Source organism: Luteolibacter luteus (genome assembly GCF_012913485.1).
GTDB classification, from domain to species: domain Bacteria; phylum Verrucomicrobiota; class Verrucomicrobiia; order Verrucomicrobiales; family Akkermansiaceae; genus Haloferula; species Haloferula lutea.
Map to the genome: position 1 here is coordinate 5,963,619 of NZ_CP051774.1, position 24,349 is coordinate 5,987,967.

A 24,349-nucleotide genomic window follows, 5' to 3' on the forward strand; every position below is an offset into this window, starting at 1 on the left:
GTGAAACGTCGAAGAAGCTTCGCCCTCGGGTAAATCCCGGCTCTGGCAGTAGAACCCGCTTTCCGATATCGGCGAAACTGCCGCCGATATGTCGCTCACTTGCCCGGAAGTTTCTCTCGCAAGGCCCCTTGCATCTGCTGGCTCGGTAATCTTTCCGCCTGTTATTTTTCCTATTTTTATCAGGCGATATCAGGCGGCGGACGAGGAGCTTCGCGCGGCCCTTCGGAAATGTGCATTGGCCTACGAATTCCTCTTAGGTGGATCTCCCAGCTTGCCACTTTCGTCCCATTTACCCTTGCCCTCACTCCTTGCAATCTCGGCTCACTGTCTCCCTTGGGCAGCTCCTATGAAACCAAATGAAACGACAACTCCTGCTGTCACTGTTGTTAGCCCTGGGGAACCTGTCCGCGCCGGCCGCGGACATGAAGGTGGAGCATTTCGCCTTCGACGTGGACGGTCGCTTTACCGTCCAGGCTCCGCTTGAGTTCGGCTCCCGCCACGCCCTCCTCGAAGGCCTGGATCCCGCGACCGGTAACTTCCGCGTGCTGGTTTCCGGCGCGGTTGATGGTCGGAAAGGCTCGGTCATCTTTCGCCTGCCCGCGAACTACGGTCCGAAGGCGCTGGTCCGCATCCGCACCGGCACCCAGACCACGGTGCCGGCCGCACAATTCACCGACCCCGCGCTTTTTCAGGTCGTCTATGAAAGCCCGATCAGCGAGGCCGTGAAGATCAGCTTCCTCAAGGAGGCTTCGACCAAGATGGGAGGCTGGTCGAACCTGCCGCGCGCCGAGGCACAGTCGCGCTTGATCGCATGGGCTCAAGCCAATCCCCGCGTGGCAGCCGCTACCCTCACATCGATGGGCGGCACCATTACGATCCGCTTCACCGATGACGACATCGTGGTGCTCATGCCGAAGCGCCGCGGCGAGAATCCCACCGGCGAGCCTCCGCCGGGCGAAGTCGAGCTGCCTCTGGTCCCGCCGCTTGCGACGAAGGATATTGGCCCGAAAGCGACGACAGGCATGAGTATCCCCGGGTCGGAGAAAGCATTCACCGCCTTCTCGCTGGAAAGCACCTTCCCCAGTTCCACCAGCAAGATTGCAAGCTGGCTGGGAAGCAATGGCTACAAGACGACGAAATACGACGCCACCTCGGTGCTCGATCTGATGAGTTGGTCGCACAAGGACGATCCGATCGGCGTGCTCTTCTGGCAGATCCATGGAGTGCCTTTCGAAAGGAAGGACGGCACCACCAGCGTCGCGCTGGTCACTCGTGAGATCGCCCCGGATGAGGGGACGACGCGTCCCTACGCGCCGATGCGCGGCACCGGGCTCTTGAACCTCGCGATGGAGGAGGGGAAGACGGACCCTTACTATACAATCACGGGGAGGTTCGTGGAGACTTACATGCGCTTCGCCCCGAACTCGCTGGTCATGATCGATGCCTGCTACGGCGGGAATGCGGACCTGGCGAATTCCTTCATGCTTGCCGGTGCAGGTTCCTATGTGAGCTGGGACTGGCTTTCAGGACCCCGCAGCGGCGATACCTTCCGGAAGGTCTTCGACCGCCTGTTGGGTACTAATGCCGAAGCTCCGATCTCCACGCTGAAGGAGCGGGCGTTCTCAATCCCCGTGATCCAGCACTGGATGCAGGTGAAGGGGTACGATGAAGACCCCAGCAACAAGTATCAGAATCAGGGACGGAAGAACGCGCTGCTGCTCTGGCACCACCGCCAGACCAATCCGGCACACATGCTGAAGCCCTCGATCATGCGCGTGATCACGGAGGCGAATAGACCGGGCGAGCAATTCACGAAATACCTGCTGGAAGGGGATTTCGGGGACGACCCGGGTCCTTCGAAGCGGAAGGTCATGTGGGGTAACCAGGAGATGAACGTTCTGCGCTGGGATGCGCTGAATGGGATCGTGGTGCCGATTCCCGACAATCCCCCGGGCGGGAATTTCCAGGTCTTCCTCACTCGCGAGCATCAGACAAAGAGCAACGAGGTGCCGATGACGGAGTGGACGATCCCCTTCGAATTCGAACGCACCGACCACGGGGCTCTGAATGCAAAGATGAATTTCACCGTGAAATTCCGCGCGGATCTGCGCGGCGAACGCTACGAACCGGAGGGGCAGGTGACGTACATCGCGCGTCCGTGGACCACGATGGCGGATTGCTCGGGCACTCTCACGGCATCCGGGGTGTATCGGCCGGATGACGACAGCTCCACCACCTGGAGCGGGAGTTCGGACATCCGCTCCTATGACGTGGGGAAGGGGAACGTGCCGACGAAGAACATCATCCACGGCAGCGGCATCATGACGGGGGCCGGCTTGACCCATTTCTTCACCCTTACCGCGAACGGATCCTTCACCGAAACCTACCGGACGAAAACCTCTTCCAAGGTCACGGAGAGGGTTGCCGAACTTGATCCCTTCCGCTTTTTCCTTCCTCCGCCGCAGCCCCAGCCGCCGCATTGGCAGTTCCCCGGTGGCAACAAGACCGACGAAGGTGACGAGCGGATCGACAAGCTGGTGTGGCCGACCGTGGCCGCCCGCTATCGGCCGGACGACAATACACCCCGGTGATAGCATGAACGATTGCTCCTGAGTTTTCCCGGGAAGAACCAATTTCCTCCCCAGGGTCGCGCGGTGTATCCCTCCCTCACCGCGCGGCTCTTTTGTTTTTGGTCCGGAGCCATGCGGGTTGCCGGATGGGTGGTTGACGTGTCTTGATGATATATGGAGTCGGGGTGATCGTGTGAACATTGCCCCGTGGGGCAGGCATCTTGCCCGAAAGGCCTATGTTCCTATGTGGAAAATGTTATCACGTTTTCCTCATGGGGGTAGCTGCAGATCGCGGGATCATCGTAGTGGATGACGACCCCGGCATGAGCCGGGCGATCACGCGCATGCTCATGCTTGGAGGCTGGAGTGCCCGGGCATTCGAGTCGGCGGAGGATCTTATGGCCTCGGCGGAGTTGGAAAGGGCTGCCCTGTTGATTTTGGATATACAGCTTCCTGGACTCTCAGGGTTGGATCTCCATCAGCAGCTGCAAAGTTCCCACGGCTCGCTGCCAGTCATCTTCATCACCGGTGAAGACCGCCCTGTCTTCCGCGAGCGCGCGCTGCGGGCGGGCGCGACTGCCTATCTCACCAAGCCTTTTCCCGGTCAGGAGCTGATGGATGCCGTCCGGCGGCATTTCGAACCCGCGGGAAATCCTCCCAAGGCAATCCCATGAAGCCCTCCCTCCTACTCTTTGCCATCGCATCGCGACGCTCCACAGCCTGTCTGGGCCTGCGGCACCGCGGTGGAAATTTCGCGTTGGATCGTACGTCACGATGGCTGCGCGCCCTCCTTTCCGCCGTCTTCCTGCTCACCGCAGGACTATCGCCCTGCGTGTTGCTGGAAGACGACGAAGCGGCGGACGTGGTTCTATGCATCGTGGGTCCAGTCGCCGGATGGCTGCTCGCGGATACTGCTCCGCTCCACCCGGATGCCATATGAAGTGCGCCGACTTCCAGAGCGTCTTGCGCGGGTCGGTGGGGCTGTTTTGTCTCACCGGCGCGGCAGCACGTGCGGAGGAGACGCCGGCGTTTCAGGAGCAGAAGACCGAGAAGAAGGAGAAGGAAAAGCATAGCTTCTGTGATCCGGAGGACGGGGCTTTCGACGTGAGCTCCTTTCTGGATCGTCCCTTGGGTTTCATCCCGATGGTGCTGCCAATCACCGAGCCCGCCGTCGGTGGCGGGGCGGCGGTCGCCCCGATCTTCATCGATCTTCCGGAAGATGGAGAAGGCCGCCCGGACATCTGGGCGATCGGCGGGATGCGCACTTCGAATGGCACGCAGGCGCTGCTCGGCGGCTATTCCGGGTACTGGATGGACCAGCGCTTGCACACGCGCCTCGGCGCGATCGATGCCTCAATCAATCTCGACTTCCACGGGCTGGGCCAGGACGCCGGGCTGAGCGGTCAACCGCTGACTTACAATCTCGACATCGCAGGCGGCCTGATCGGCGCCACCTGGGCGATGGACAAGAAGCGCCGCTGGGAGATCGGCCTGCAGTACATGTATGCGCAGGTGGACATGACCTTCCCGGACCTTGCCAGCAGGATCCGGGTCGATGCCGATCCCCGCGGCACCAAGTACGGCCTGAACCGCGGACAGCTGCGCGACTTCGATGGCTTCCATTCGGAGATCGGCAGCGTCGGCCTGAGCATGAGCTACGATAGCCGCAATAATATCTTCACCCCGACCAAGGGCCTCTTTTCGGAGCTCACCGTGACATTCAATTCGGAGGCCTTTGGAGGTTCCTCGGAATACGAGCGCTATGAATGGACCACGCTGTGGTTCACCCCGCTTTTCACCGAGGACCTGATCCTCGGGATGAAGGCGAGCCTGCTCTCCAGCTCTGGCGATATCCCGATCTACATGCGCCCCTTCGTGCAACTGCGCGGTGCCCCGGCGATGCGCTATCAAGGCGCGCACGTGGCCTATGCGGAGACCGAGCTGCGTTACCAATTCACCCCGCGCTGGAGCGTGCTCGGCTTCGGCGGTATCGGCTCCACCTGGTCGGACGGACCCTTTCTTTCCCGCAATGACACCACCTGGACCGGCGGTGTCGGCATCCGCTACCTGCTGGCCCGGAAGTACGGCCTGCACATGGGCATCGACGCCGCCTACGGCGAGGAAGGGCCCGCCTGTTACATCCAGTTCGGCAGCGCTTGGTTCCGCCCCTGAATCCCAAGACGACCCTCTAACAAACCATCCCGCCCCAATGAGAACGAAACGTCACCCGAATTACGCCCGCGTCGGCTTGCGCTGGCTGGGCATCGCCATGATCGCCATCGCGCCATCGAGCCGTGCGATCGAAGCGCCAGCGCCGGAAGCCCCGCGGCAGCCGGAGGAAGACCAGGGCTGGCCGCGGGACTTCACGCTGAAGAAGGCGCGCCTGACCTGCTACCAGCCGCAGATCGACGAGTGGGACAGCTACCGGGTGCTGCATGCGCGGCTGGCGGTCTCGCTAACACCCGCGGGGGAAGCGCCTTACCTCGGAGTCGCGGAGATCACCGGGGAAACGACCACGGACCAGGAGACCCGCACCGTGCTGATCCGCAATATCAAGGTGGAGTCCGCCCGCTTCCAGACCGAGAAGCCGGAGGATGCCGCGCGGCTGGAAGCACTGCTGAAGGAGGTCTTCCCAAAGGAGCCGGTGAGCGCCTCGCTGGACCGCATCCTGGCCGGCGTGAAGCTCTCGAAGGGCTCCGCTCGCACCGCGGACCTGAAGATGGATCCGCCGCCGATCTTCGTTTCCACCGCTGCGGCCATGCTGCTGATGGTGGAGGGAAAGCCGGTCCTAGCGCCGATTGATAAGGTGCCGCTGAAGTTCGTGGTGAATACGAACTGGGACATCCTCTTCGATGAAGCCGCCGGGAACTACTATCTCCTTAGTGGTGACGAATGGCTGACGGCGAAGGAACTGAATGGCCCGTGGTCACTCGCGGAATCCCTGCCTGCCGCAGTGAACGACCTGCCGGATGACGATACCTGGCAGCACGTGAAGCAGGACCTGCCATGGAGCATCAAAAAGGGGATGATCGTCCCGAAGGTCTTCTTTTCCGATAAGCCCGCCGAGCTGATCACCTTCAACGGGGACCCGGTGTGGGAGAAGATCGAGGGTACCGACCTCTCCTGGGCCACGAATACCGAGAGCCACGTCTTTCAGAAGGGCGATGGCACGATTTACTTTCTGACCAGCGGCCGCTGGTTCAAGACACCGAAGCTCGGCGACGACTGGGCCTATGCGGGCAATGACCTGCCTGAGGACTTCAGCAAGCTGCCGGATGACGAGCCGTACAGCGAGGTGCTCTCCAGTGTGCCCGGCACGGACGAGGCGGAGGATGCCGTCATCCTGGCCAGCGTGCCGGTGGAGGGCGTGGTGAAGATCAAGGAGGCGGAGGCCAAGGCGAAGGCCACCTACAATGGCGATCCGGAATTCAAGCCGGTGGACGGCACGCAACTCCAGTATGCCACCAACACGCCCAACGACGTGATCGAGTGCGAGGGAAAGTACTACCTCTGCCAGGATGCGGTGTGGTTTGTCTCCGACAAGGCGACGGGTCCGTGGAAGGTATGCAAGGACGTGCCGGATGCGATCTACAAGATCCCGCCTTCTTCGCCGGTCTACCGCGTCACCTACGTGAATGTGGAGAACGACGACGATGATGACGATGGCGAGGTGACCACCTCTTACACCGCCGGCTACTTCGGATCCTTCATCGCAGGCCTTGCGCTCGGCGAGTGCCTATGGTGGGGCACCGGCTACTACTATCCGCCCTACGTCGGATGGTGGGGCCACTATCCCGCCTACTATCCATATCACTACAGCTATGGCTGCGCCGCGGTCTACAACCGCTGGACCGGCGGCTACGCCGTGGGTGAGCGCGTCTATGGACCCTACGCCTCCGCGGGCCGCGCGGCATGGTACAATCCGGCGACGGGCCGCTATGGCCGCGCCGCGCACGTGGAGGGTCCCTACGGCGGCCGCACCGTGGCCGGTGCCTACAATCCGCGCACCGGCACCGGCTGGGCTACTCGACAGGGAAACAACGGCTATGCCCAGTGGGGGACATCGGTCGCACGACGTGGCGACCACTGGGTGCAATCGGCCCACATCGCGGGGCCGGATGGCGGCATTGCCGGCTGGCGCGGATCGAATGGCGCGGGCACCTTTCATTGGAGCGATCAGGGCCATGGCGGCATGGCGGTGCACAACGGTGACTTCTATGCCGGCCACGATGGCAACGTGTATCGCAAGGATGACGGCCAGTGGAGCAAGTGGGAGAACGGTGGTTGGCAACCGGCAGGACACAATGCCGACGGCTTCCGTCCGGGACCGAATCCCAATCCCAATCCGGGACCGAATCCAGGCCCGAACCCGAATCCCGGCCCGCGGCCAAACCCGGGCAAGAACGGCTTCATCAGCGGCCAGACCGATCACTTCCCCGGCTATCCTCACGATCGTACCCGCCCCGGCCAAGGTGGGGCAGGCGAGCGGAATCCCGCCTTCGAAAATCGTCCCGGCCAAGGCGGTGCGGGCGAGCGGAATCCGGCTTTCGAGAATCGCCCGGGCCAGGGTGGTGCAGGCGAGCGGAATCCGGCTTTCGAAAACCGTCCCGGGCAAGGAGGTGCGGGTACGCGCAATCCGAACCTACCGGAGCGCCATGTGACAGATCCGGGCGAGGTGCAGAACCGTCTCAACCGCGAGGCGCACACGCGCGATGTCGGCGACCAGCGCACCCAGCAATTCCGCCAGCAGCGCTCGAACTTCGGCGGTGGTAGCGGTGGCTTCAATCGTGGTGGAGGCGGTTTCAACCGAGGCGGTTTCGGCGGCGGCGGTGGTGGCCGCTTCGGAGGCGGAGGCGGCTTCCACCGGGGCGGTGGCGGTGGCTTTCACCGCCGTTGAGGGCGGAAGGTCTAACGGATTGATCGCTCGCCATTAGGCTTCATGAACTTCCAGGTATTGGTCATCGGTAATACGGAGCTCCCCTTGTCCCTTGCGACGGGGCAGGGGGAGCATTTGCCGGTGGATCCTCGCCGGTCTTTCCGGGCATCCGGGGCCAATGTCATTCGCGCTTCGGAGGAGTGCCGGGAGGATTGCCTCCACGGGAATCAGGTCATCATGCCGGTTCAGGTGTCCGGCGACCGTTTGCCGTGGATCTACGGAATCCGTAGTAGGTCCCTTCCGGCACCCTTCCGGAGCGCATCACGAACCGGGGTGGGTGCCGGACCTGCCCCTTCTCCTGGGCCGTCCGGTCCCGTCTTCCATGCCATCCCGCCCCGCGAGGGGCAGAACTATTTCTTCTACTTGTCATGAAACACCGAATATTGGTGGTCAGCCTCACAATCCTCTGCTTGGTCCGTTCGTCGGGACAGGAGGCCCTAGTCCCCGCCGAGGGGAAATCGTCATCCTCGGGGATGAAGTGGATCCCTGCCGGGGACTTCGTGATGGGTAGCGCGCGCGCGGAAGCTCGCGCGAATGAGAAGCCGGAGCATCCAGTGAAGATGGATGGCTTCTGGATCGATCTGAAACCGGTGACCAATGCGGATTTTGCAAAGTTCGTCTCGGACACCGGTTACATCACCACGGCGGAGAAGCCGGTGGATTGGGAGGAGTTGAAGAAGTCGCTCCCGCCAGATGCCACGAAGCCGGATCCGGAGATGCTGAAGCCCGGCTCGATGGTCTTCACGCCGACGGAAGGCCCGGTCGATCTGCGCGAGATGAGCGCATGGTGGCGCTGGGTTCAGGGTGCGGACTGGAAACATCCGGAAGGTCCGGATAGCGACATCAAGGGGCGCGAGAATCATCCCGTCGTGCAGGTCTCGTGGTACGATGCCGCGGCTTATGCGAAGTGGGCGGGCAAGCGGCTGCCTACGGAGGCGGAGTGGGAATATGCGGCACGCGGCGGATTGAAAGGAAAGCGCTATGCCTGGGGTGACGAGCCGATGCGTGATGGCAAGGCACTCGCAAATACCTGGACGGGCGAATTCCCCTACAAGAATACCGCGGAGGATGGCTTCAAGGGAACCGCCCCAGTCGGATCATTTCCCGCGAATGCATGGGGCCTCTACGACATGGGCGGCAATGTGTGGAACTGGTGCAGCGATTGGTACCGGCCGGATACCTACTCACGGGATCTCCTTGCGCTAAAGGTGAAGGCTGGAAATGACGCCTCCCCGGCGGAGTTGGTGTGCCACAATCCGAGCGGCCCCTTGAAGAGCTACAGCCCCGGTCATCCCCACCAGACGGAGGAGCGTGTGACGAAGGGCGGCTCCTTTCTCTGCCACCCGGCCTACTGCGAAAGCTACCGGCCCAGCGCACGCCGCGGTACGCCGCCGGATACCGGCATGAGCCACATCGGCTTCCGCTGCGCGAAGTCCGCGCCCGCTCCGGCCACCGCTCTCACAAAACCCTGATCTCGCCATGAAGCACCTCACTATCGCCTTCAGTCTGCTCATGCTCCCGCTTCGCGCGGAAGACGCCGAGCTCGCGAAGAAGCTCAGCAACCCAGTGTCGGATCTGATTAGTGTGCCGCTGCAGGGGAATCTCGACTTCGGCCTCGGGCCGGGAGGGGGGACCAAGTTCACGCTGAACATCCAGCCAGTGGTCCCCATCTCGCTCAATGACGATTGGAATGTGATCTCCCGCACGATCCTGCCGGTCATCGATCAGCAGGGGATCTCCTTCGGTGGCGCGGATGACGAGTTCGGCCTCGGAGACATCACGCAGAGCTTCTTCTTCTCACCGAAGAAGAGCGAGCCCTTCATCTGGGGCATCGGTCCGGCCTTCCTCATCCCGACCGCGACTGACTCTAGCCTCGGCCTGGAGAAGTGGGGCGCGGGTCCCACGCTGGTGATCCTCAAGCAGCAGCACGGCTGGACCTACGGCGCGCTGGCGAATCACCTCTGGGACTTCGCGGGCGATGACGACCGGGCCGCCGTGAATGCCACCTTCATCCAGCCCTTCCTCTCTTACACGAACTCGCACGCCACCTCCTTCACGCTGAACCTGGAGTCCACCTACGACTGGCAGCGCGAGCAGTGGAATGTCCCGGCGAACTTCCTGGTCAGCCAGATGGTGAAAGTCGGCGGCCATCCCATGCAGGTCTTCGGCGGGATCCGCTACTACCTCGAACGTCCGGACAGCGGGGCCGAATGGGGCCTGCGCTTCGGCGTCACTTTCCTCTTTCCGAAAAGCTGAAGCAATTCGAGGTAACCATGAAATCGACATTCACCAGGCGGTCGACGACTTTCTTCCTCACCGTGGGGATCGCGATCCTTCCCGGAATCCGGGCCCAGGAAGCGCCATCGACCGGCATCCCTTATCCTCCGCCGCCCTTCGAGGGAAAGATTGGAAAGACCTACAAGGAATCCGAGCCCGCGTGGCCGAAGATCCCGACCGCTGCGAAGGACGCTCCGAATGTGCTCATCATCCTGCTCGATGATGTCGGCTTCGGCCAGACCTCGACGTTCGGCGGACTGATCCCGACGCCGAATCTCGACAAGCTCGCTTCCGAGGGCCTGCGCTACAACCGCTTTCACACCACCGCGATCTGCGGTCCATCGCGCGCTGCACTGTTGACCGGGCGAAATCATCATCAAGCCGGGAATGGCTTTCTGATGGAGTGGGCCACTGGCTTTCCCAGCTACACCACCATGATCCCGAAGACCACGGCCACCGTCGCCGAGGTGCTGAAGGACAATGGCTACACGACCTGGTGGTTCGGAAAGAACCACAACACGCCGGATTGGGAAACCGGGCCCACCGGCCCCTTCGACCGCTGGCCCACCGGCCTGGGCTTCGATTACTTCTACGGCTTCAATGCGGGGGAGACGCACCAGTTCTACCCCGTGGTCTTCGAGAACACGACGGCGGCGGAGCCGGACAAGACCCCGGAGCAGGGCTACCACTTCATGACCGACATGACCGATCGCGCGATCGCGAAGATGCGCTACGGGAAGTCGGTCGCGCCTGAAAAGCCCTTCTTCATGTACTTCGCCCCCGGAGCGATGCATGCGCCCCACCACGTCACGAAGGAGTGGCGGGACAAGTTCAAGGGCAAGTTCGACATGGGCTGGGAGAAGTACCGCGAGGTCGTCTACCAGAACCAACTGAAGATGGGCGTCATCCCGCCCGACACGAAGCTCACGCCACGACCGGAGTGGGTGCCTGCCTGGGACACTCTCTCGGCGGAGCAAAAGAAGCTCTACTGTGCCTTGTTCGAGAACTACGCGGGCTTCTTCTCCTTCGCGGACCATGAGGTCGGTCGCTTGCTCGATGCCGTGAAGGAATTGCCCGATGCGGAGAACACGCTGATCCTTTACCTCGTCGGCGACAACGGCGCTTCCTCGGAGGGTGGCCCGGATGGCACGCTGGACGAGATCAGGTCGCTCAATGGCATCAATAGCACCATTGAGGAAAACCTGGCCGGTCTCGACAAGCTCGGCGGACCCGAGACCGAGCCACACTATCCCGTAGGCTGGGCATGGGCGGGGAATACACCCTTCCAATGGGTCAAGCAGGTGGCTTCCCACCTTGGAGGAAGCCGGAATCCGATGGTCGTGAGCTGGCCTGCGAAGATCAAACACGACGACAAGCCGCGCGATTGCTTCCTGCACCTCGTCGATGTGATGCCGACCATCCTTGAAGTCGCCCACGTGGAGATGCCGGAGGTTGTCGATGGTATCAAGCAGTTGCCGCTCGCTGGTAAGTCTTTCCTTGGCAGCTTCACAGACGCTTCCTTCAAGGGGCGAGACGAGCAGTACTTCGAGATTCTCAGCAACCGCTCGATTTATTCCGGAGGTTGGAAAGCCAATGCCCAGCACACGCTGCCGTGGCGGCAGGATCTCGCTCCGGGAAATTGGGACAAGGACAAGTGGGAGCTCTACAACTTGAACGAGGACTTCTCCGAAGCGGAGAACCTCGCGGAGAAGATGCCGGACAAGCTCGCCGAGATGAAGGCGAAGTTCGATGCTGCGGCGGAGAAGTATGACGTCTATCCTCTGGACGACCGTGGTGCGGCCCGGCTCTTCGAACCTAAGCCACCGCCACCCGGATCCGACCCTAAGGCGACGAGCTTCATCTATTATCCCGGTGCGGTCCGGCTCGCGGAGAATGCGGCACCGCCAATGAAGAATCGTAGTTGGACGCTCACGGCGAAGATAGATGCCCAAGGCGTGAAGACGCAGGGAGTGATCCTCGGCTTTGGCGGTGTAGCAGCCGGAATCTCGGCCTACGTCAAGGACGGCGTCCCGGTCTTTGCCTACAACTACTTTGAAAAGGAGACCCGGGTGAAGGGCAACAAGACGCTTCCCGAAGGTGAAGCAACGCTCGAATTTGACTTCGTCTATGCGGGTGGGGGATTGGGCAAAGCCGCCGATCTCGTGATCAAGTTGGACGGGGAGGAGATCGGCCGCGGCAAGTGCGAGCAAACCGTCGCCGGCCGCTTCGGCATCGATACCTTCGGTATCGGCGAGGATACAGGTCAACCCGTCGTCCCCGACTATCAGACGCCCTTCAAGTTCACGGGCGGGATCGAGAAAGTGGTGATCGATGTGAAGTGACGAAACGAAAACTCCAATCCATCGTGAACATGAAGAACCCAATCACCTTATTGCTCCTCGCAGGAGCAATAACCCTGCCCCTGCTCTCCCAGGAGAAGGCTCCCAATGCCTTCTCCATGCCACCGCAGGACAAGCCCTACCTTGAACCTGCCTTCCCGCGTCCGGAGCAGGAGAAGGCCGCTGCGGAGAAACTCGCGGCGCTGGAGAAGAAGACCGGGCGGAAGCCGAATGTCCTCATCATCCTCGTGGATGACATGGGCTGGGGTGATCCGGGCTGCTTCGGCGGCGGACCGCTCATCGGGGCACCCACGCCGAATATCGACAAGCTGGCCACAGAGGGCCTGAAGCTCATCAATGTCTATTCCCAGCCGACTTGCACGCCGAGCCGTGCCGCGTTGATGACCGGGCGCATTCCCACGCGCAGCGGCCTGACCCGCCCCACGCTCAGCGGAGAGAAACCGAAGGTGAATCCTTGGGCCGATGAGGTCACCACCGCCAAGCTCTTGTCGGAGGCCGGATACCGCACTTGCCTTTCCGGGAAGTGGCATCTGGGCGAGGGGGAGGGAAGCTATCCTCACCAGTGCGGCTATGATGAGTACTATGGCATCCTTTCGGTCATCAGCGACCTGAGCCAGCAATTCGACAAGCGGCTCTATCCGGATCTGGTGTTACGCCCGGAGCGTCTCGCAGCGCTGCAGGAGCTAAGCGAGCCTGCCATCACGAAGGGCGTGAAAGGTGGGAAGCTGGAGATCGCGGAGAAGCTCACGAGCAGTGAAGAGCTCGGCCAGATCGATCAGAAGTTCATCGCTTATTCGGAGGAGTTCATCCGGCGCATGGCGAAGGAGGAAAAGCCCTTCTATCTCTATCACTCGCTGGGAAGACTTCACAACGACAGCTACCCGGCAAAGGGCTACGAGGGGAAAAGTCCCGCGGGCTTTCCGCAGCGGGATGCGCTGGTGGAGACCGACGACATTGTGGGTCGCCTGATCGCCGCGCTCAAGGAAACGGGCCAGCTTGAGAATACCTTTGTCTTCTTCACTTCCGACAATGGTGGCAATGAGGACCTGATGCCGGACTCCAGCTACCAGCCCTTCCGCGGTGGAAAGGGCAGCACTTGGGAAGGTGGCGTCCGCGTTCCCGGGATCGCCTATTGGCCGGGCATGATCGCTCCCGGCCGCGTGAGCGAGGGGCTCTTCGATCTCTGCGACATGTTCAATACCCCGCTCGCACTCGCCGGGATCACCGAGAAAATCCCTTCCGAGCGCTACATCGATGGCATCGACCAGAGCTCCTTCCTCCTGGCGGACGATGGCAAGTCAAAGCGGGATGCCGTCTTCGTCTATGCGGAGAATGACCTGATGGCCGTCCGCTGGATGGAATACAAGGTCCACTTCAAGGTCTTCATCAATCAGGCCGCGCACCGGAATCTGGACGAGAGTATCGTGACCAATCTGGGCATGGCCCCATGGGTCTACAATCTCTACATGGACCCGAAGGAGCAGAGCAGCCAAGGCCACTCCCGTTTCGAGTGGGGCCTTCCTCAGGTCCTCCAGCGTGCCGGGCGTCACGGTGCCACCTTCGCGAACTACCCTCGCAAGGACATCGGGCTGAAGAAGCCCGGCGGCTGAGCACATCTTTCCGGAACCAAGCAACCAATCTATCGAATACCATGAAAACGTTTGCATCCCTGATCGCATCCCTCGCCATGCTGGCGGGCAGCCTCTTCCTGGGCGGCTGCGCCAGCACGACCGCCTCCAGCACCGAACCTCTGCTCTCCGCCGCGGGCTTCACCAGTCGCACACCGGAGAATGCCAAACAGCAGGAACTCTACAACCAGCTGACTCCCTACAAGGTCCAGCGTGGCGAGTACAAGGGCAAGGTGATGTATGCCTACAAGGACGAGAAGAAGGGCGTCGCCTACGTGGGCGATGAAGCGGCCTACCAGCGCTACCAGAAGCTCGCCGTGGAGCGCCGCATCGCCCGGGACAACTACGAGGCCGCGCAGATGAACCGTGACTTCGCCTACGGCTGGTACGGTGCCTACGGCCCCTACTACGGATACGGCTATCCCGTCAGGAGATGGTGAGCCGGTAGCCTCGGATCAATCCGCTCCATTTGTCCTTCGGAAAGCCCCATGAATCTCGATTTCATTCCCATCTGGGTCTTGCTCGCCATCACGATTCTCCTCGTGCTCTTTTCACTGGAGGGCGGCTACCGGCTTGGCCACCGCTCGCGCCGGAAATCGGAGGACGAGAAGGAATCGCCCGTGTCTGCCATCGCGGGCTCCATCCTTGGCCTCGTCGCCTTCGTGATGGCCTTCACCTTCGGCATCGTCACGGATCGCTACGATTCGCGGAAGGGCCTCGTGCGCGAGGAGGCGAATAGCGTCGGTACCACCTATCTGCGCACCGATTTCATGGCGGAGCCGGACAGCTCCGAGTCGAAGACGCTGCTGAAGCAATACGTGATCGACCGCCTCGACTTCACCGAGCGGATCCGGAGCGGCAAGATGTCACAGGAGGAATATTCCGCGGGAATGGCGAAGGCGGGCGGCGTCCACAAACGGCTCTGGGAACTCGCCGTGATCAATGCGCGGAAGGACATGAACTCGGACGTCGCCGCGCTTTATATCGATTCGCTCAACGGCCTCATCGATCTCCACGCCCTGCGCGTGGCCGTGGCCCTCCAGGCCCGCATCCCGATGGCGATCTGGCTCTCGCTGGCGACGCTGACTTTCCTCGGGATGCTCGCGGTCGGCTACCAGATGGGCATCGCCGGGTCGAAGCGCTCGCTGGTGCAGCCGATCCTCGCCATCTCCTTCAGCCTGGTCATCGCGCTGATCGCCTCCCTCGACCGGCCGAATGCCAGCTTCATCAAGGTTTCCCAGCAGCCCTTCGTCGATCTTCTCAACTCGATGAAGTGAAGCGGCGATGCGTTGCCGCGATCAATCCTCTCCCGACAGGAAATCAAGAAGCATCAAACCAACCGGACCTCCGGATCGGACACGAACCAACAATACCATGAGAACGAATCCTCACTACAGCGGGCTTGTGATCGCCGCCACCCTGGTGGCTGCGGCGGTCGCCAACGCCCAGGACAAGAAACCCAATATCCTCGTCATCTGGGGCGACGACATCGGCACCTGGAATACGAGCTTCTGGAGCCGAGGCATGATGGGCTACGAGACGCCCAATATCGACCGCATCGCGAAGGAAGGCGTCGCCTTTACCGATTACTATGGCCAGCAGTCCTGCACCGCCGGTCGCGCTGCCTTCATCGGGGGAAATGTCCCGGTTCGCACCGGCATGACCAAGGTCGGCATGCCTGGAGCAAAGGAAGGCTGGCAGAAGACCGATGTCACTATGGCCACGGTGCTGAAGTCACAGGGCTATGCTACCGGGCAGTTCGGCAAGAACCACCAGGGCGACCGCGACGAGCACCTGCCGACGCAGCACGGCTTCGATGAGTTCATGGGCAATCTCTATCACCTCAATGCCGAGGAGGAGCCGGAGCAGGAGGATTACCCGGGAGACATGATCATGGCGGACGGCAAGACCTTCCTCCAGAAGTTCGGTCCCCGCGGCGTGATCCATTCCTATGCCGATGGCAAGGTCGAGGACACCGGCCCGCTGACGAAGAAGCGGATGGAAACGGTGGACGATGAGACCATGGCCGCTGCCAAGGACTTCATGCAGCGCCAGATCAAGGCGGATAAGCCCTTCTTCGTCTGGTACAACACCACGCGCATGCACTTCCGCACTCACGTGCGGGCCGAGCACCGCCACAAGGGGAATGACGAGTACACCGACGGCATGATCGAGCACGATAACCAGGTCGGCGAGATGCTGAAGTTCCTCGATGACAACAAGCTCACCGACAACACGCTCGTTGTTTACTCCACCGACAACGCCCCGCACTTCAATACCTGGCCGGATGGCGGCATGGTGCCCTTCCGCAGCGAGAAGAATTCTAACTGGGAAGGCGCCTATCGCGTGCCCTGCTATGTGCGCTGGCCCGGACACATCCCGGCGGGAGTGGTGCTGAATGGCATCGTGGCCCACGAGGACTGGCTGCCGACCTTCGCCGCCATCGCGGGTGCTCCGGATATCAAGGAGAAGCTCGCCGCCGGCGTGGAGCTGAATGGCCGCAAGTATCGCAACTACATCGACGGTCACAACCAGCTCGACTACATCACCGGCAAGGCCAAGGACTCGCCGCGCCGCGAGTTCATGTATGTGAATGACGACGGTCAGATCGTCGCCATCCGCTATGATGCTTGGAAGGCGGTCTTCCTCGAAAATCGCGGCATGGCCTTCGAGGTATGGCGCGAGCCCTTCATCGAGCTCCGCGTGCCGCTGCTCTTCAACCTGCGCCGCGATCCCTTCGAAAAGGCCCAGCACAGCGCGAACGTCTACAACGATTGGTTCCTGAACCGTGTCTACCTGCTGGTGCCGATGCAGGCGTATGCAGGCCAGTTCCTGAAAACCATGGTCGATTACCCGCCCAGCCAGACGCCCGGCTCCTTCAATCTTGAGAAGGTCCAGAAGCAGATCGAGGCCTCCATGGGGGGCAAATAATCATCTCCGGCCCAGCCCTGCGCGGGGCAGTCCATCCGGGCTGCCCCGCCTCCAACCCTTTCCTGTCATGAAAGCCATCGCGTCATTCATCCTGCCCGTGCTCATGCTTGTCGCACGGGCCGCCGAGCCGCTGCCGTCCTGGAACGACACGGAGACCCGGAAGTCGATCATTGCCTTTGTCGAGAAGACTGCCACGGAGGGCTCCTCCGATTTCGTGCCCGTGCCGGAGCGCATCGCCGTCTTCGACAATGATGGCACTCTGTGGAGCGAGCAGCCGATGTATTTCCAGCTCGCCTTCGTGATCGATCGGGTGAAGGCGCTCGCCCCGGATCATCCGGAGTGGAAGGAGAAGGAACCCTTTGCCTCGCTTTTGAAAGGGGATGCCAAGGGCGTCGCCGCCTCCGGTCAGAAGGGCCTGATGGAGCTGCTCGCGGTGACGCATACCGGCATGACCATCGGCGAGTTCGAGACCATCGTCACCGCATGGCTCGCCACCGCGAAGCACCCGAAGAGCGGGAGGCCCTACACCGAGATGGTCTTCCAACCGATGGTCGAGCTGCTCGGCTATCTCCGTGAAAAAGGCTACAAGACCTTCATCGTCTCCGGCGGCGGCATCGAGTTCATGCGCCCGTGGACGGAGAAGGTCTACGGCATCCCGCCGGAGCAGGTGGTCGGCAGCAGCGGCAAGCTGAAGTACGAGATGAAGGACGGGAAGCCGGTGCTGACCAAGCTGCCGGAGATCGATCTCATCGACGACAAGGAAGGGAAGCCCGTCGGCATCCAGAGTCACATCGGCAGGCGGCCCATTTTCGCCGCGGGGAACTCTGATGGCGATTTCCAGATGCTCGAATGGACGACCAGCGGAAAGGGGCCTCGCTTCGGTCTCATCGTCCATCACACCGATGCCGAGCGGGAGTATGCCTACGACCGCGATTCTCACTTCGGCAAGTTGGACAAGGCGATGGATGAAGCGCCGAAGCGCGGCTGGGTCCTCGTCGACATGAAGAAGGACTGGGCAACGATCTATCCTGAGAAATAGCACGACCATGAACACCACCTTGCTACACCTGCTATCGAGGAACTGGGGTTGGATCCTGCTGCGCGGCATCCTTGCCATCCTCTTCGGCTTGATGGCCTTCGGCTGGCCGCTGCTGACGCTTCAGGTGCTGGTGCTACTATATGGGGCTTACGTGCTGGTGGATGGGGTGATCTCCCTGATCGCGGCGATCCGCGGCGGGACCTTCGCCCCGCGCTGGTGGCTTGCCCTCGTGGGGGTGATCGGCCTGCTGGCGGGCATCGCTCTCTTCCTATGGCCGGGTCTGGGCGCGCTGGCTTTGCTGATGTTCATCGGCGCGGTGGCGATCGTGCGGGGCATATTCGAGATCGCCGGGGCCGTCGCCCTGCGGAGAGAGATCCGGGGAGAGTGGATGCTGATTCTCAGCGGGCTCGCCTCGATCCTTTTCGGTGCGGTGGTGATGCTTTTTCCAGGTGCCGGTGCCGTGGGGATGGTCTGGCTAATCGCCGCCTACTCCATCGCCTTCGGGCTCATCCTCTGCGTGCTCGCATTCCGCCTCCGGTCCCACGGCAAGCCTCGGCACCAGCCCGCATAGCCGGCGGATTTCCCCTAATATCATATCACAACCCAACCCATCTCATCTCCTCCTTATGAAACTTTCACTTCTCGCAATGGGCCTGCTTTTCGGAGGCAGCCTGCTTTCCTCCCTGCACGCAGCCGATGCGCCAGCGCTCTCCGCCCAAGAAGCGGAGGCCATCGCGCAGGAGGCCTACATCTATTTCTATCCGCTCGTCACGATGGATGTGACGCGCAAGCAGTTCATCAATCTCGATGTAAAGAGCAGCCCCTTCGGCGGCGTACCGAATGCCTTCACCCACGTCCGCGCATTCCCCACAGCGGACCTGCGCGCGGTGGTCCGACCGAACTTCGATACCCTTTATTCCAGCGCCTGGCTGGACCTTTCCGCGGGCCCGGTGGTGGTCTCCACCGCGGACACCGGTGGCCGCTATTTCCTGCTGCCGATGCTCGATCTGTGGTCGGATGTCTTCGCCGTGCCGGGCAAGCGGACCAGCGGCACCGGCGCCGCGAACTATGCCGTCGTTCCGCCAGGCTGGCGGGGCGAACTGCCGGAGGGCCTCGAGCGCATCGATTCCCCGACGCAGTGGGTCTGGATCATCGGGCGCACCCAGACGAATGGACCGAAGGACTACGAGGCGGTCCACAAGGTTCAGGATGGATACAAGATCACTCAACTCGCCGATTGGGGAAAGCCGCCGCGCCCTGTGGAGCAGAAGATCGATCCCTCCGTCGACACCAAGACCGAACCTCTCAAGCAGGTGAACGAGATGCCCGCGCTGGAATACTTCAAATACGGCGCCGCCCTGATGAAGGAAAACCCGCCGCACCTCACCGATTGGTCCATCCTTGCGCGCATGAAGCGCATCGGCATCGAGCCTGGAAAGGACCTCGATGAAAGCAAGGCCGGGGCCGCCGTTTTCCAGAAGGGCGCGACAGAGGGCCTCAAGCTGATGGTGGAGAAGCTCCCCACTCTCGCCCGTGTCACCAACGGCTGGCAGATGAATACCGACACCATGGGTGTCTACGGGAACTTCTACCTCAAGCGCGCCATCGTCGCGATGGCCGGCCTCGGGGCCAACCAGCCGGACGACGCCATCTATCCGCTCAATGTCACCGATGCCGAGGGCAAGGCGGTCACGGCGGAGAACAACTACGTCCTCCACTTTGAGAAAAGCGAGCTGCCGCCGGCCGGTGCCTTCTGGTCGCTCACCATGTATGACGCCGAGGGCTTTCAAATCGCGAATCCCCTCAACCGCTTCGCCATCGGCGACCGCGATGCGCTCAAGTTCAACGCCGACGGCTCGCTCGATCTCCTCATCCAGCACGAAAGCCCCGGTGCCGACAAGGAGTCGAACTGGCTGCCCGCACCCCAGAGCGGCGCGCTCGGCCTGACACTGCGGCTCTACAATCCGAGGCCCCAGGCGCTCGATGGCCGCTGGAATCCGCCGGCGCTGCGGAAGGCGAAATGAATCCCAACGAAACAAGGAACCATGAAAACCCTCACATCGCTCCTTCTGGCCACCCTGTCCTTCGCCGCCGGGGCAAATGCCCAGGGCGGGGACATTGTGAACAACGGAGCTCCCGCGCGCCGCGCCACCGAGGCCGTCATCTGGGGCATCCCGCTCGTGAACTACGACCGCATGCTCCAGGCCGCGATCGAGAATGGCGGCGCGCCAAACCAGGTCATCTACTGGTCCCAGCCGGTCAACTCGAAGAACCAGACGCTCACGCCGAATCCGGATACCATTTACCTGAATCCCTTCTACGACACGCGGAAGGGTCCGGTGGTGCTGGAGATCCCGCCCGCGGGTGATGATGGCGTCATCGTCGGCAGCGTGGACATCTCCTGGCAGAATGCGCTGATCGACGTGGGTCCCGCCGGGGCCGACAAGGGGAAGGGGGGCAAGTACCTGATCACGCCGCCGGGCCACAAGGAGAAGCCGCCGAAGGGTTACATCGTCCTGCCTTCGGACACCTATCTCGGCTTCGTCATCCTGCGTTCGAACTTCAAGAGCCGCAGCCCGGAGGACATCGCCGCCGCGGTCGCCCATGGGAAGAAGATCAAATTCTACCCGCTGGGTGCCTCGCCGGATTCCACGGTCTTCGTGGATGTCCATGGCAAGGACTTCGACTCTACGATTCCCTATGACCTCCGCTTCTTCGAAGGCCTCGACCGCATGGTCCAGATTGAGCCGTGGCAGGAGCGGGACAGGCTGATGATCCCGATGCTGAAGTCGATCGGCATTGAGAAAGGGAAACCCTTTCACCCCGATGGAGCGATGAAGAAGATCCTAGGCGAGGCGATCAAGGATGCGCATGCGGAGATCACCGCGAGCTACGAGTCGAACTTCGCCGATGCCTTCTATCCAGGCACGCACTGGGCGGTGCCCGTGCCTCAGGACACGATCAAGGGGATGAACACCATGTTCGAGGATCCCGATGTCTATGCCATCGATGGCCGCGCGGTGATGTATTCCATCGCTTACTTCAGCCCGAAGCACCTAGGGCCCGCACAGTTCTATGTCCTCACGATCAAGGACGGCAAGGGCGGCGCCTTTGACGGCAAGGAGACCTACAAGCTCACCGTCCCCGCGGATGCACCGGCCAAGCAGTACTGGTCCGTCACCGCCTACGACGCGGAGACGCATGCGCTCATCAAGGGCATGCCCCGCGCCAGCCGGGCCTCGAATGTGAAGGAGCTGCAGAAGAACAGCGACGGCTCCACGGATCTCTACTTCGGCCCGCAAGCCCCGGAAGGCAAGGAATCGAACTGGGTGCCTACCGATCCGCAGCGCGGTTTCGAGCTGATGTTCCGCATCTACGGCCCGGATCCCGCCTTCTTCGAGAAGAAGTGGAAGCTCCCGGATGCGGTCAAAGTCGAGAACTAACAAGCACACTCATCATGATCCTGAAACACGCCATCCTCAGCCTCGCCCTCATCGCGCAGGCCCCTGCCGATCCCGATCCCGTTCCCGTCACCGTCGATAACTTCATCCGCGCCGAGTCGGATAGCTACATGGGCGGCCTCATCAAGGACAGCGGCGGCATCGGCAAGTTCGTCCATCGCCGTGAGCCCGCGAATATCGACAAGCAAACTGTCATCCGCCTGAACCGCGATACCCTTTATTCATCCGCCGTCTTCGACTTGGATGCCGGACCCGTCACCATCACCCTGCCGGATGCGGGCAAGCGCTTCCGCTCCGTCCAAGTGATCAACCAGGATCACTACGCGCCGCTGGTGAGCTACGAAGCGGGGGACATCGTCATCGATCGAGAACTCGCGGGCACTCGCTACGCCGTTGTCGCACTCCGTACCCTTGTCGACCCCGCGGATCCGGAGGACATCAAGCAAGTCCACGCCCTCCAAGACGCGATCAAGACCAGCCAGAAGGATCCCGGCAGCTTCGAGGTCCCTGATTGGGATTCCGCCAGCCGCAAGAAGGTAAGGGAAGCCCTGCTCGTCCTTGCTGCGACCCGGAGCGGCTTCACCAAGGCCTTCGGCAAGAAAGGCGAGGTGGATCCCATCTCCCACTTGCTAGGCACCGCCGCAGGCTGGGGCGGGAATCCGGACAAGGACGCCACCTACCTCAATTTCACTCCCGCGAAAAACGACGGCAAGACCGCCTACACCCTCGTCGTGAAGGAAGTTCCCGTCGACGCCTTCTGGTCGATTAGCGTCTACAACAAGGATGGCTACTTCGAGAAGAACGCCGAGAACGCTTACTCGATCAACGACATCACCGCAAAGAAAGCGGAGGATGGCTCGGTGAAGGTCCTCTTCGGCGGCGAGCCGGACGGAGCCTCGAACCACATCCCCATCACCCCCGGCTGGAACTACACCGTTCGCCTCTATCGACCGCACGAGGAGATCCTCGATGGCACCTGGAAGTTCCCCGAACCGCAACCGGTCGAATGACGAGAAGCGTTCCCGAAATTTTGACCACGAAAGACCAAATACGCCATGAAACGAACACCAGTGACATCAGGCGGATCGCCCTGCGGGGGCCTCCGTCTTAGTAGCAGGATCCTGTCCGTCGTCGCGCTCGCCTTCACGGCGGTCGCATCGGCGCAGGAAAAGAAGCCGAACATCCTCATCATCTGGGGAGACGATATCGGCATCCCGCAGATCAGCGCTTACACCCAGGGCCTGATGGGTTACCGCACTCCGAATATCGATCGCATCGCGAAGGAAGGCGCGCTTTTCACCGACTCCTACGGCCAGCAAAGCTGCACCGCGGGCCGCGCCAGCTTCATCATCGGTCAGGAGCCCTTCCGCACCGGCCTGCTCACCATCGGCATGCCCGGTGATCCGCACGGCATCACCGAGTGGATGCCGACCATCGCGGATGCGCTGAAGCAGGAAGGCTACGTTACCGGCCAGTTCGGCAAGAACCACCTCGGCGATCAGGACCAGCATCTGCCGACCAAGCACGGCTTCGATGAGTTCTTCGGTAATCTCTACCACCTCAATGCCGAGGAGGAACCGGAGGGCTACTTTTACCCGAAGGACCCGGAGTTCAAAAAGAAGTTCGGTCCGCGCGGCGTCATCAAGGCCACCGCCGATGGCAAGGTCGAGGACACCGGCCCGCTCAGCACCAGCCGCATGCCTACCGTAGACGAGGAGTTCCTCGGCGGCGCGAAGGACTTCATTCAGCGCCATGCGAAGGGCGAGAAGCCCTTTTTCTGCTGGTTCAACAGCACCCGAATGCACGTCTTCACCCACCTCAAGAAGGAATCGCTCGGCAAGACCGGCAAGGGCATGCATGCCGATGGCATGGTCGAGCACGATGGCCATGTCGGCCAGTTGCTCGACCTGCTCGATGAACTGAAGATCGCCGACAACACGATCGTCGTTTACTCCACGGACAACGGCGCGGAGCTCGCCCTCTGGCCGGATGGCGCGATGACCATGTTCCATGGCGAGAAAGGCACCACCTGGGAAGGCGGCTTCCGCATTCCCATGATGGTACGCTGGCCCGGGGTGGTGAAGCCCGGCACCGTCTACAATGACATCATCTCGAATCTCGACTGGTTTCCCACGTTGCTCGCCGCGGCCGGGAATCCGAATGTGAAGGAGCAGCTCGCCAAGGGCACTACCTTCCATGGCAAGGAGTTCAAGGTGAAGCTCGATGGCTACAACTTCATGCCCTACTTCCAGGGCAAGGAGCCGAAGGGCCCGCGCGAGCAGATCTTCTACTTCGACCAGGGTGGGAATCTCAACGCGCTCCGCTGGAACGATTGGAAGCTTACCTTTGCCTTGGCCCGCGGAAACATCGCCACCGGCGTGCGCGAAACACCGGCATGGGCTCTCATCGCGAACCTGCGCATGGATCCCTATGAGCGCGGCATGGATGAGGGCGGCGGCGCGGTGGATTTCCTCGCGCGGAACATGTGGCTGATCGTGCCTGTCCAGGCGGAGATCAAGAAGTTCTTCGAGGACTTCGACCAGTATCCCTACCAGACCGGATCCACGCTCAATGCCGGCGGGATCAATTACGGCATGCTACAGAAGGAAGCCGCCTTCGAGCGCCTCAAGAAGCTCGAGTCGATGAAACCGAGATAGTTTCCCGGCACCGCAGGCAGGGAGGCCAGGGGCTGGCCTTCCTGCCTCACTTCCGGTCGGCCCCCGACGAGTCCAAGCGATGAGCGCTCCCGTCTCCATGAGTTCCGCCACGGATCTGGCTGTGTTGAATACCCGGCTGGCGCTGGACCGCACGCAGCTCGCATGGGTCCGCACCGGCTTCACATTCATCACCGCTGGCATCGCCATTGACAAGGTGACGGAGGCCCTGCACGCCGCGCGCCTTCTGACTCACCACGCGTGGGTAAAGGGGAGTCATGTCACTGGCCTAGTGCTGGTCAGTGGCTCCACGATCATCCTGCTGCTGGCCGCGGCCGGCTATGTGCGGGCCACTCGCGCGCTACCTCTTTCGCCGGGCGGTGCCTGGCTGCCTTTTAACACTGCGGTGCTCGGTGTGACCGGTCTGCTGGTCCTCACCGGTGTCATGCTGACCGTCCTGGCGCTCACCACCCACCTTTGAATTTCACTTACA

Annotated in this window: 19 protein-coding genes; all 19 read left to right on the top strand. The window is 61.8% G+C overall.

The annotated features are described in order from the left end of the window. Positions 1-356 precede the first annotated feature (356 nt). The 19 genes from HHL09_RS24525 to HHL09_RS24615 all read left to right on the top strand — a co-directional run bounded on the left by HHL09_RS24525 (position 357) and on the right by HHL09_RS24615 (position 24,337). Positions 357-2,591, top strand: coding sequence for a hypothetical protein (locus tag HHL09_RS24525; protein ID WP_169457296.1), 2,235 nt, complete (start codon positions 357-359; stop codon positions 2,589-2,591). 251 nt (positions 2,592-2,842) lie between these two features. Beyond that, complete coding sequence (locus tag HHL09_RS24530; protein WP_169457297.1) at positions 2,843-3,244, top strand: response regulator transcription factor; 402 nt, start codon at positions 2,843-2,845, stop codon at positions 3,242-3,244. Beyond that, positions 3,241-3,510, top strand: a complete 270-nt coding sequence (locus HHL09_RS24535; protein WP_169457298.1) for a hypothetical protein — start codon at positions 3,241-3,243, stop codon at positions 3,508-3,510. The genes HHL09_RS24530 and HHL09_RS24535 overlap by 4 nt, the downstream gene beginning before the upstream one ends. Then, positions 3,507-4,742: a BamA/TamA family outer membrane protein gene (locus HHL09_RS24540; RefSeq protein ID WP_169457299.1), complete on the top strand. Its 1,236-nt coding sequence runs from the start codon at positions 3,507-3,509 to the stop codon at positions 4,740-4,742. Before HHL09_RS24535 ends, HHL09_RS24540 begins: the two co-directional genes overlap by 4 nt. Positions 4,743-4,779: 37 nt before the next feature. Next, positions 4,780-7,467: a hypothetical protein gene (locus HHL09_RS26455; protein WP_205760933.1), complete on the top strand. Its 2,688-nt coding sequence runs from the start codon at positions 4,780-4,782 to the stop codon at positions 7,465-7,467. 407 nt (positions 7,468-7,874) lie between these two features. Further along, positions 7,875-8,978 (top strand): formylglycine-generating enzyme family protein, encoded by a 1,104-nt coding sequence (locus tag HHL09_RS24550; protein WP_169457300.1) that lies wholly within the window; start codon positions 7,875-7,877, stop codon positions 8,976-8,978. A gap of 7 nt (positions 8,979-8,985) precedes the next feature. Then, complete coding sequence (locus tag HHL09_RS24555) at positions 8,986-9,762, top strand: transporter family protein (RefSeq protein WP_169457301.1); 777 nt, start codon at positions 8,986-8,988, stop codon at positions 9,760-9,762. 17 nt (positions 9,763-9,779) lie between these two features. After that, positions 9,780-12,125 (top strand): arylsulfatase, encoded by a 2,346-nt coding sequence (locus HHL09_RS24560; protein WP_169457302.1) that lies wholly within the window; start codon positions 9,780-9,782, stop codon positions 12,123-12,125. 29 nt (positions 12,126-12,154) lie between these two features. Then, the gene (locus HHL09_RS24565) at positions 12,155-13,753 is read left to right on the top strand and encodes an arylsulfatase (RefSeq protein WP_169457303.1); all 1,599 of its coding nucleotides are present in this window, start codon (positions 12,155-12,157) and stop codon (positions 13,751-13,753) included. Positions 13,754-13,794: 41 nt separating this feature from the next. Further along, positions 13,795-14,211: a hypothetical protein gene (locus tag HHL09_RS24570; RefSeq protein WP_169457304.1), complete on the top strand. Its 417-nt coding sequence runs from the start codon at positions 13,795-13,797 to the stop codon at positions 14,209-14,211. Positions 14,212-14,259: 48 nt separating this feature from the next. Further along, the gene (locus HHL09_RS24575) at positions 14,260-15,048 is read left to right on the top strand and encodes a bestrophin-like domain (RefSeq protein ID WP_169457305.1); all 789 of its coding nucleotides are present in this window, start codon (positions 14,260-14,262) and stop codon (positions 15,046-15,048) included. A gap of 97 nt (positions 15,049-15,145) precedes the next feature. After that, the gene (locus tag HHL09_RS24580; RefSeq protein WP_169457306.1) at positions 15,146-16,702 is read left to right on the top strand and encodes an arylsulfatase; all 1,557 of its coding nucleotides are present in this window, start codon (positions 15,146-15,148) and stop codon (positions 16,700-16,702) included. A gap of 67 nt (positions 16,703-16,769) precedes the next feature. Continuing rightward, complete coding sequence (locus HHL09_RS24585; protein ID WP_169457307.1) at positions 16,770-17,741, top strand: HAD family hydrolase; 972 nt, start codon at positions 16,770-16,772, stop codon at positions 17,739-17,741. A gap of 7 nt (positions 17,742-17,748) precedes the next feature. Further along, on the top strand, positions 17,749-18,312 hold the full coding sequence (locus HHL09_RS24590; protein ID WP_169457308.1) for an HdeD family acid-resistance protein: 564 nt from the start codon (positions 17,749-17,751) through the stop codon (positions 18,310-18,312). 55 nt (positions 18,313-18,367) lie between these two features. After that, positions 18,368-19,765 (top strand): DUF1254 domain-containing protein, encoded by a 1,398-nt coding sequence (locus tag HHL09_RS24595; RefSeq protein WP_169457309.1) that lies wholly within the window; start codon positions 18,368-18,370, stop codon positions 19,763-19,765. Between the two features lie 21 nt (positions 19,766-19,786). Further along, positions 19,787-21,184: a DUF1254 domain-containing protein gene (locus tag HHL09_RS24600; protein ID WP_169457310.1), complete on the top strand. Its 1,398-nt coding sequence runs from the start codon at positions 19,787-19,789 to the stop codon at positions 21,182-21,184. Between the two features lie 14 nt (positions 21,185-21,198). After that, positions 21,199-22,212: a DUF1214 domain-containing protein gene (locus tag HHL09_RS24605; protein WP_169457311.1), complete on the top strand. Its 1,014-nt coding sequence runs from the start codon at positions 21,199-21,201 to the stop codon at positions 22,210-22,212. Between the two features lie 45 nt (positions 22,213-22,257). Further along, positions 22,258-23,859: an arylsulfatase gene (locus HHL09_RS24610; protein ID WP_169457312.1), complete on the top strand. Its 1,602-nt coding sequence runs from the start codon at positions 22,258-22,260 to the stop codon at positions 23,857-23,859. Positions 23,860-23,956: 97 nt separating this feature from the next. Further along, entirely contained in the window at positions 23,957-24,337 is a 381-nt protein-coding gene (locus tag HHL09_RS24615) for a YidH family protein (protein WP_169457313.1), read from the top strand. Positions 24,338-24,349 lie beyond the last annotated feature (12 nt).

Excerpts from the sequence above, each read along its gene's own strand:
- HHL09_RS24525 (WP_169457296.1), top strand. The coding sequence starts at position 357 with ATGAAACGACAACTCCTGCTGTCACTGTTGTTAGCCCTGGGGAACCTG.
- HHL09_RS24530 (WP_169457297.1), top strand. The coding sequence starts at position 2,843 with ATGGGGGTAGCTGCAGATCGCGGGATCATCGTAGTGGATGACGACCCC.
- HHL09_RS24535 (WP_169457298.1), top strand. The coding sequence starts at position 3,241 with ATGAAGCCCTCCCTCCTACTCTTTGCCATCGCATCGCGACGCTCCACA.
- HHL09_RS24540 (WP_169457299.1), top strand. The coding sequence starts at position 3,507 with ATGAAGTGCGCCGACTTCCAGAGCGTCTTGCGCGGGTCGGTGGGGCTG.
- HHL09_RS26455 (WP_205760933.1), top strand. The coding sequence starts at position 4,780 with ATGAGAACGAAACGTCACCCGAATTACGCCCGCGTCGGCTTGCGCTGG.
- HHL09_RS24550 (WP_169457300.1), top strand. The coding sequence starts at position 7,875 with ATGAAACACCGAATATTGGTGGTCAGCCTCACAATCCTCTGCTTGGTC.
- HHL09_RS24555 (WP_169457301.1), top strand. The coding sequence starts at position 8,986 with ATGAAGCACCTCACTATCGCCTTCAGTCTGCTCATGCTCCCGCTTCGC.
- HHL09_RS24560 (WP_169457302.1), top strand. The coding sequence starts at position 9,780 with ATGAAATCGACATTCACCAGGCGGTCGACGACTTTCTTCCTCACCGTG.
- HHL09_RS24565 (WP_169457303.1), top strand. The coding sequence starts at position 12,155 with ATGAAGAACCCAATCACCTTATTGCTCCTCGCAGGAGCAATAACCCTG.
- HHL09_RS24570 (WP_169457304.1), top strand. The coding sequence starts at position 13,795 with ATGAAAACGTTTGCATCCCTGATCGCATCCCTCGCCATGCTGGCGGGC.
- HHL09_RS24575 (WP_169457305.1), top strand. The coding sequence starts at position 14,260 with ATGAATCTCGATTTCATTCCCATCTGGGTCTTGCTCGCCATCACGATT.
- HHL09_RS24580 (WP_169457306.1), top strand. The coding sequence starts at position 15,146 with ATGAGAACGAATCCTCACTACAGCGGGCTTGTGATCGCCGCCACCCTG.
- HHL09_RS24585 (WP_169457307.1), top strand. The coding sequence starts at position 16,770 with ATGAAAGCCATCGCGTCATTCATCCTGCCCGTGCTCATGCTTGTCGCA.
- HHL09_RS24590 (WP_169457308.1), top strand. The coding sequence starts at position 17,749 with ATGAACACCACCTTGCTACACCTGCTATCGAGGAACTGGGGTTGGATC.
- HHL09_RS24595 (WP_169457309.1), top strand. The coding sequence starts at position 18,368 with ATGAAACTTTCACTTCTCGCAATGGGCCTGCTTTTCGGAGGCAGCCTG.
- HHL09_RS24600 (WP_169457310.1), top strand. The coding sequence starts at position 19,787 with ATGAAAACCCTCACATCGCTCCTTCTGGCCACCCTGTCCTTCGCCGCC.
- HHL09_RS24605 (WP_169457311.1), top strand. The coding sequence starts at position 21,199 with ATGATCCTGAAACACGCCATCCTCAGCCTCGCCCTCATCGCGCAGGCC.
- HHL09_RS24610 (WP_169457312.1), top strand. The coding sequence starts at position 22,258 with ATGAAACGAACACCAGTGACATCAGGCGGATCGCCCTGCGGGGGCCTC.
- HHL09_RS24615 (WP_169457313.1), top strand. The coding sequence starts at position 23,957 with ATGAGTTCCGCCACGGATCTGGCTGTGTTGAATACCCGGCTGGCGCTG.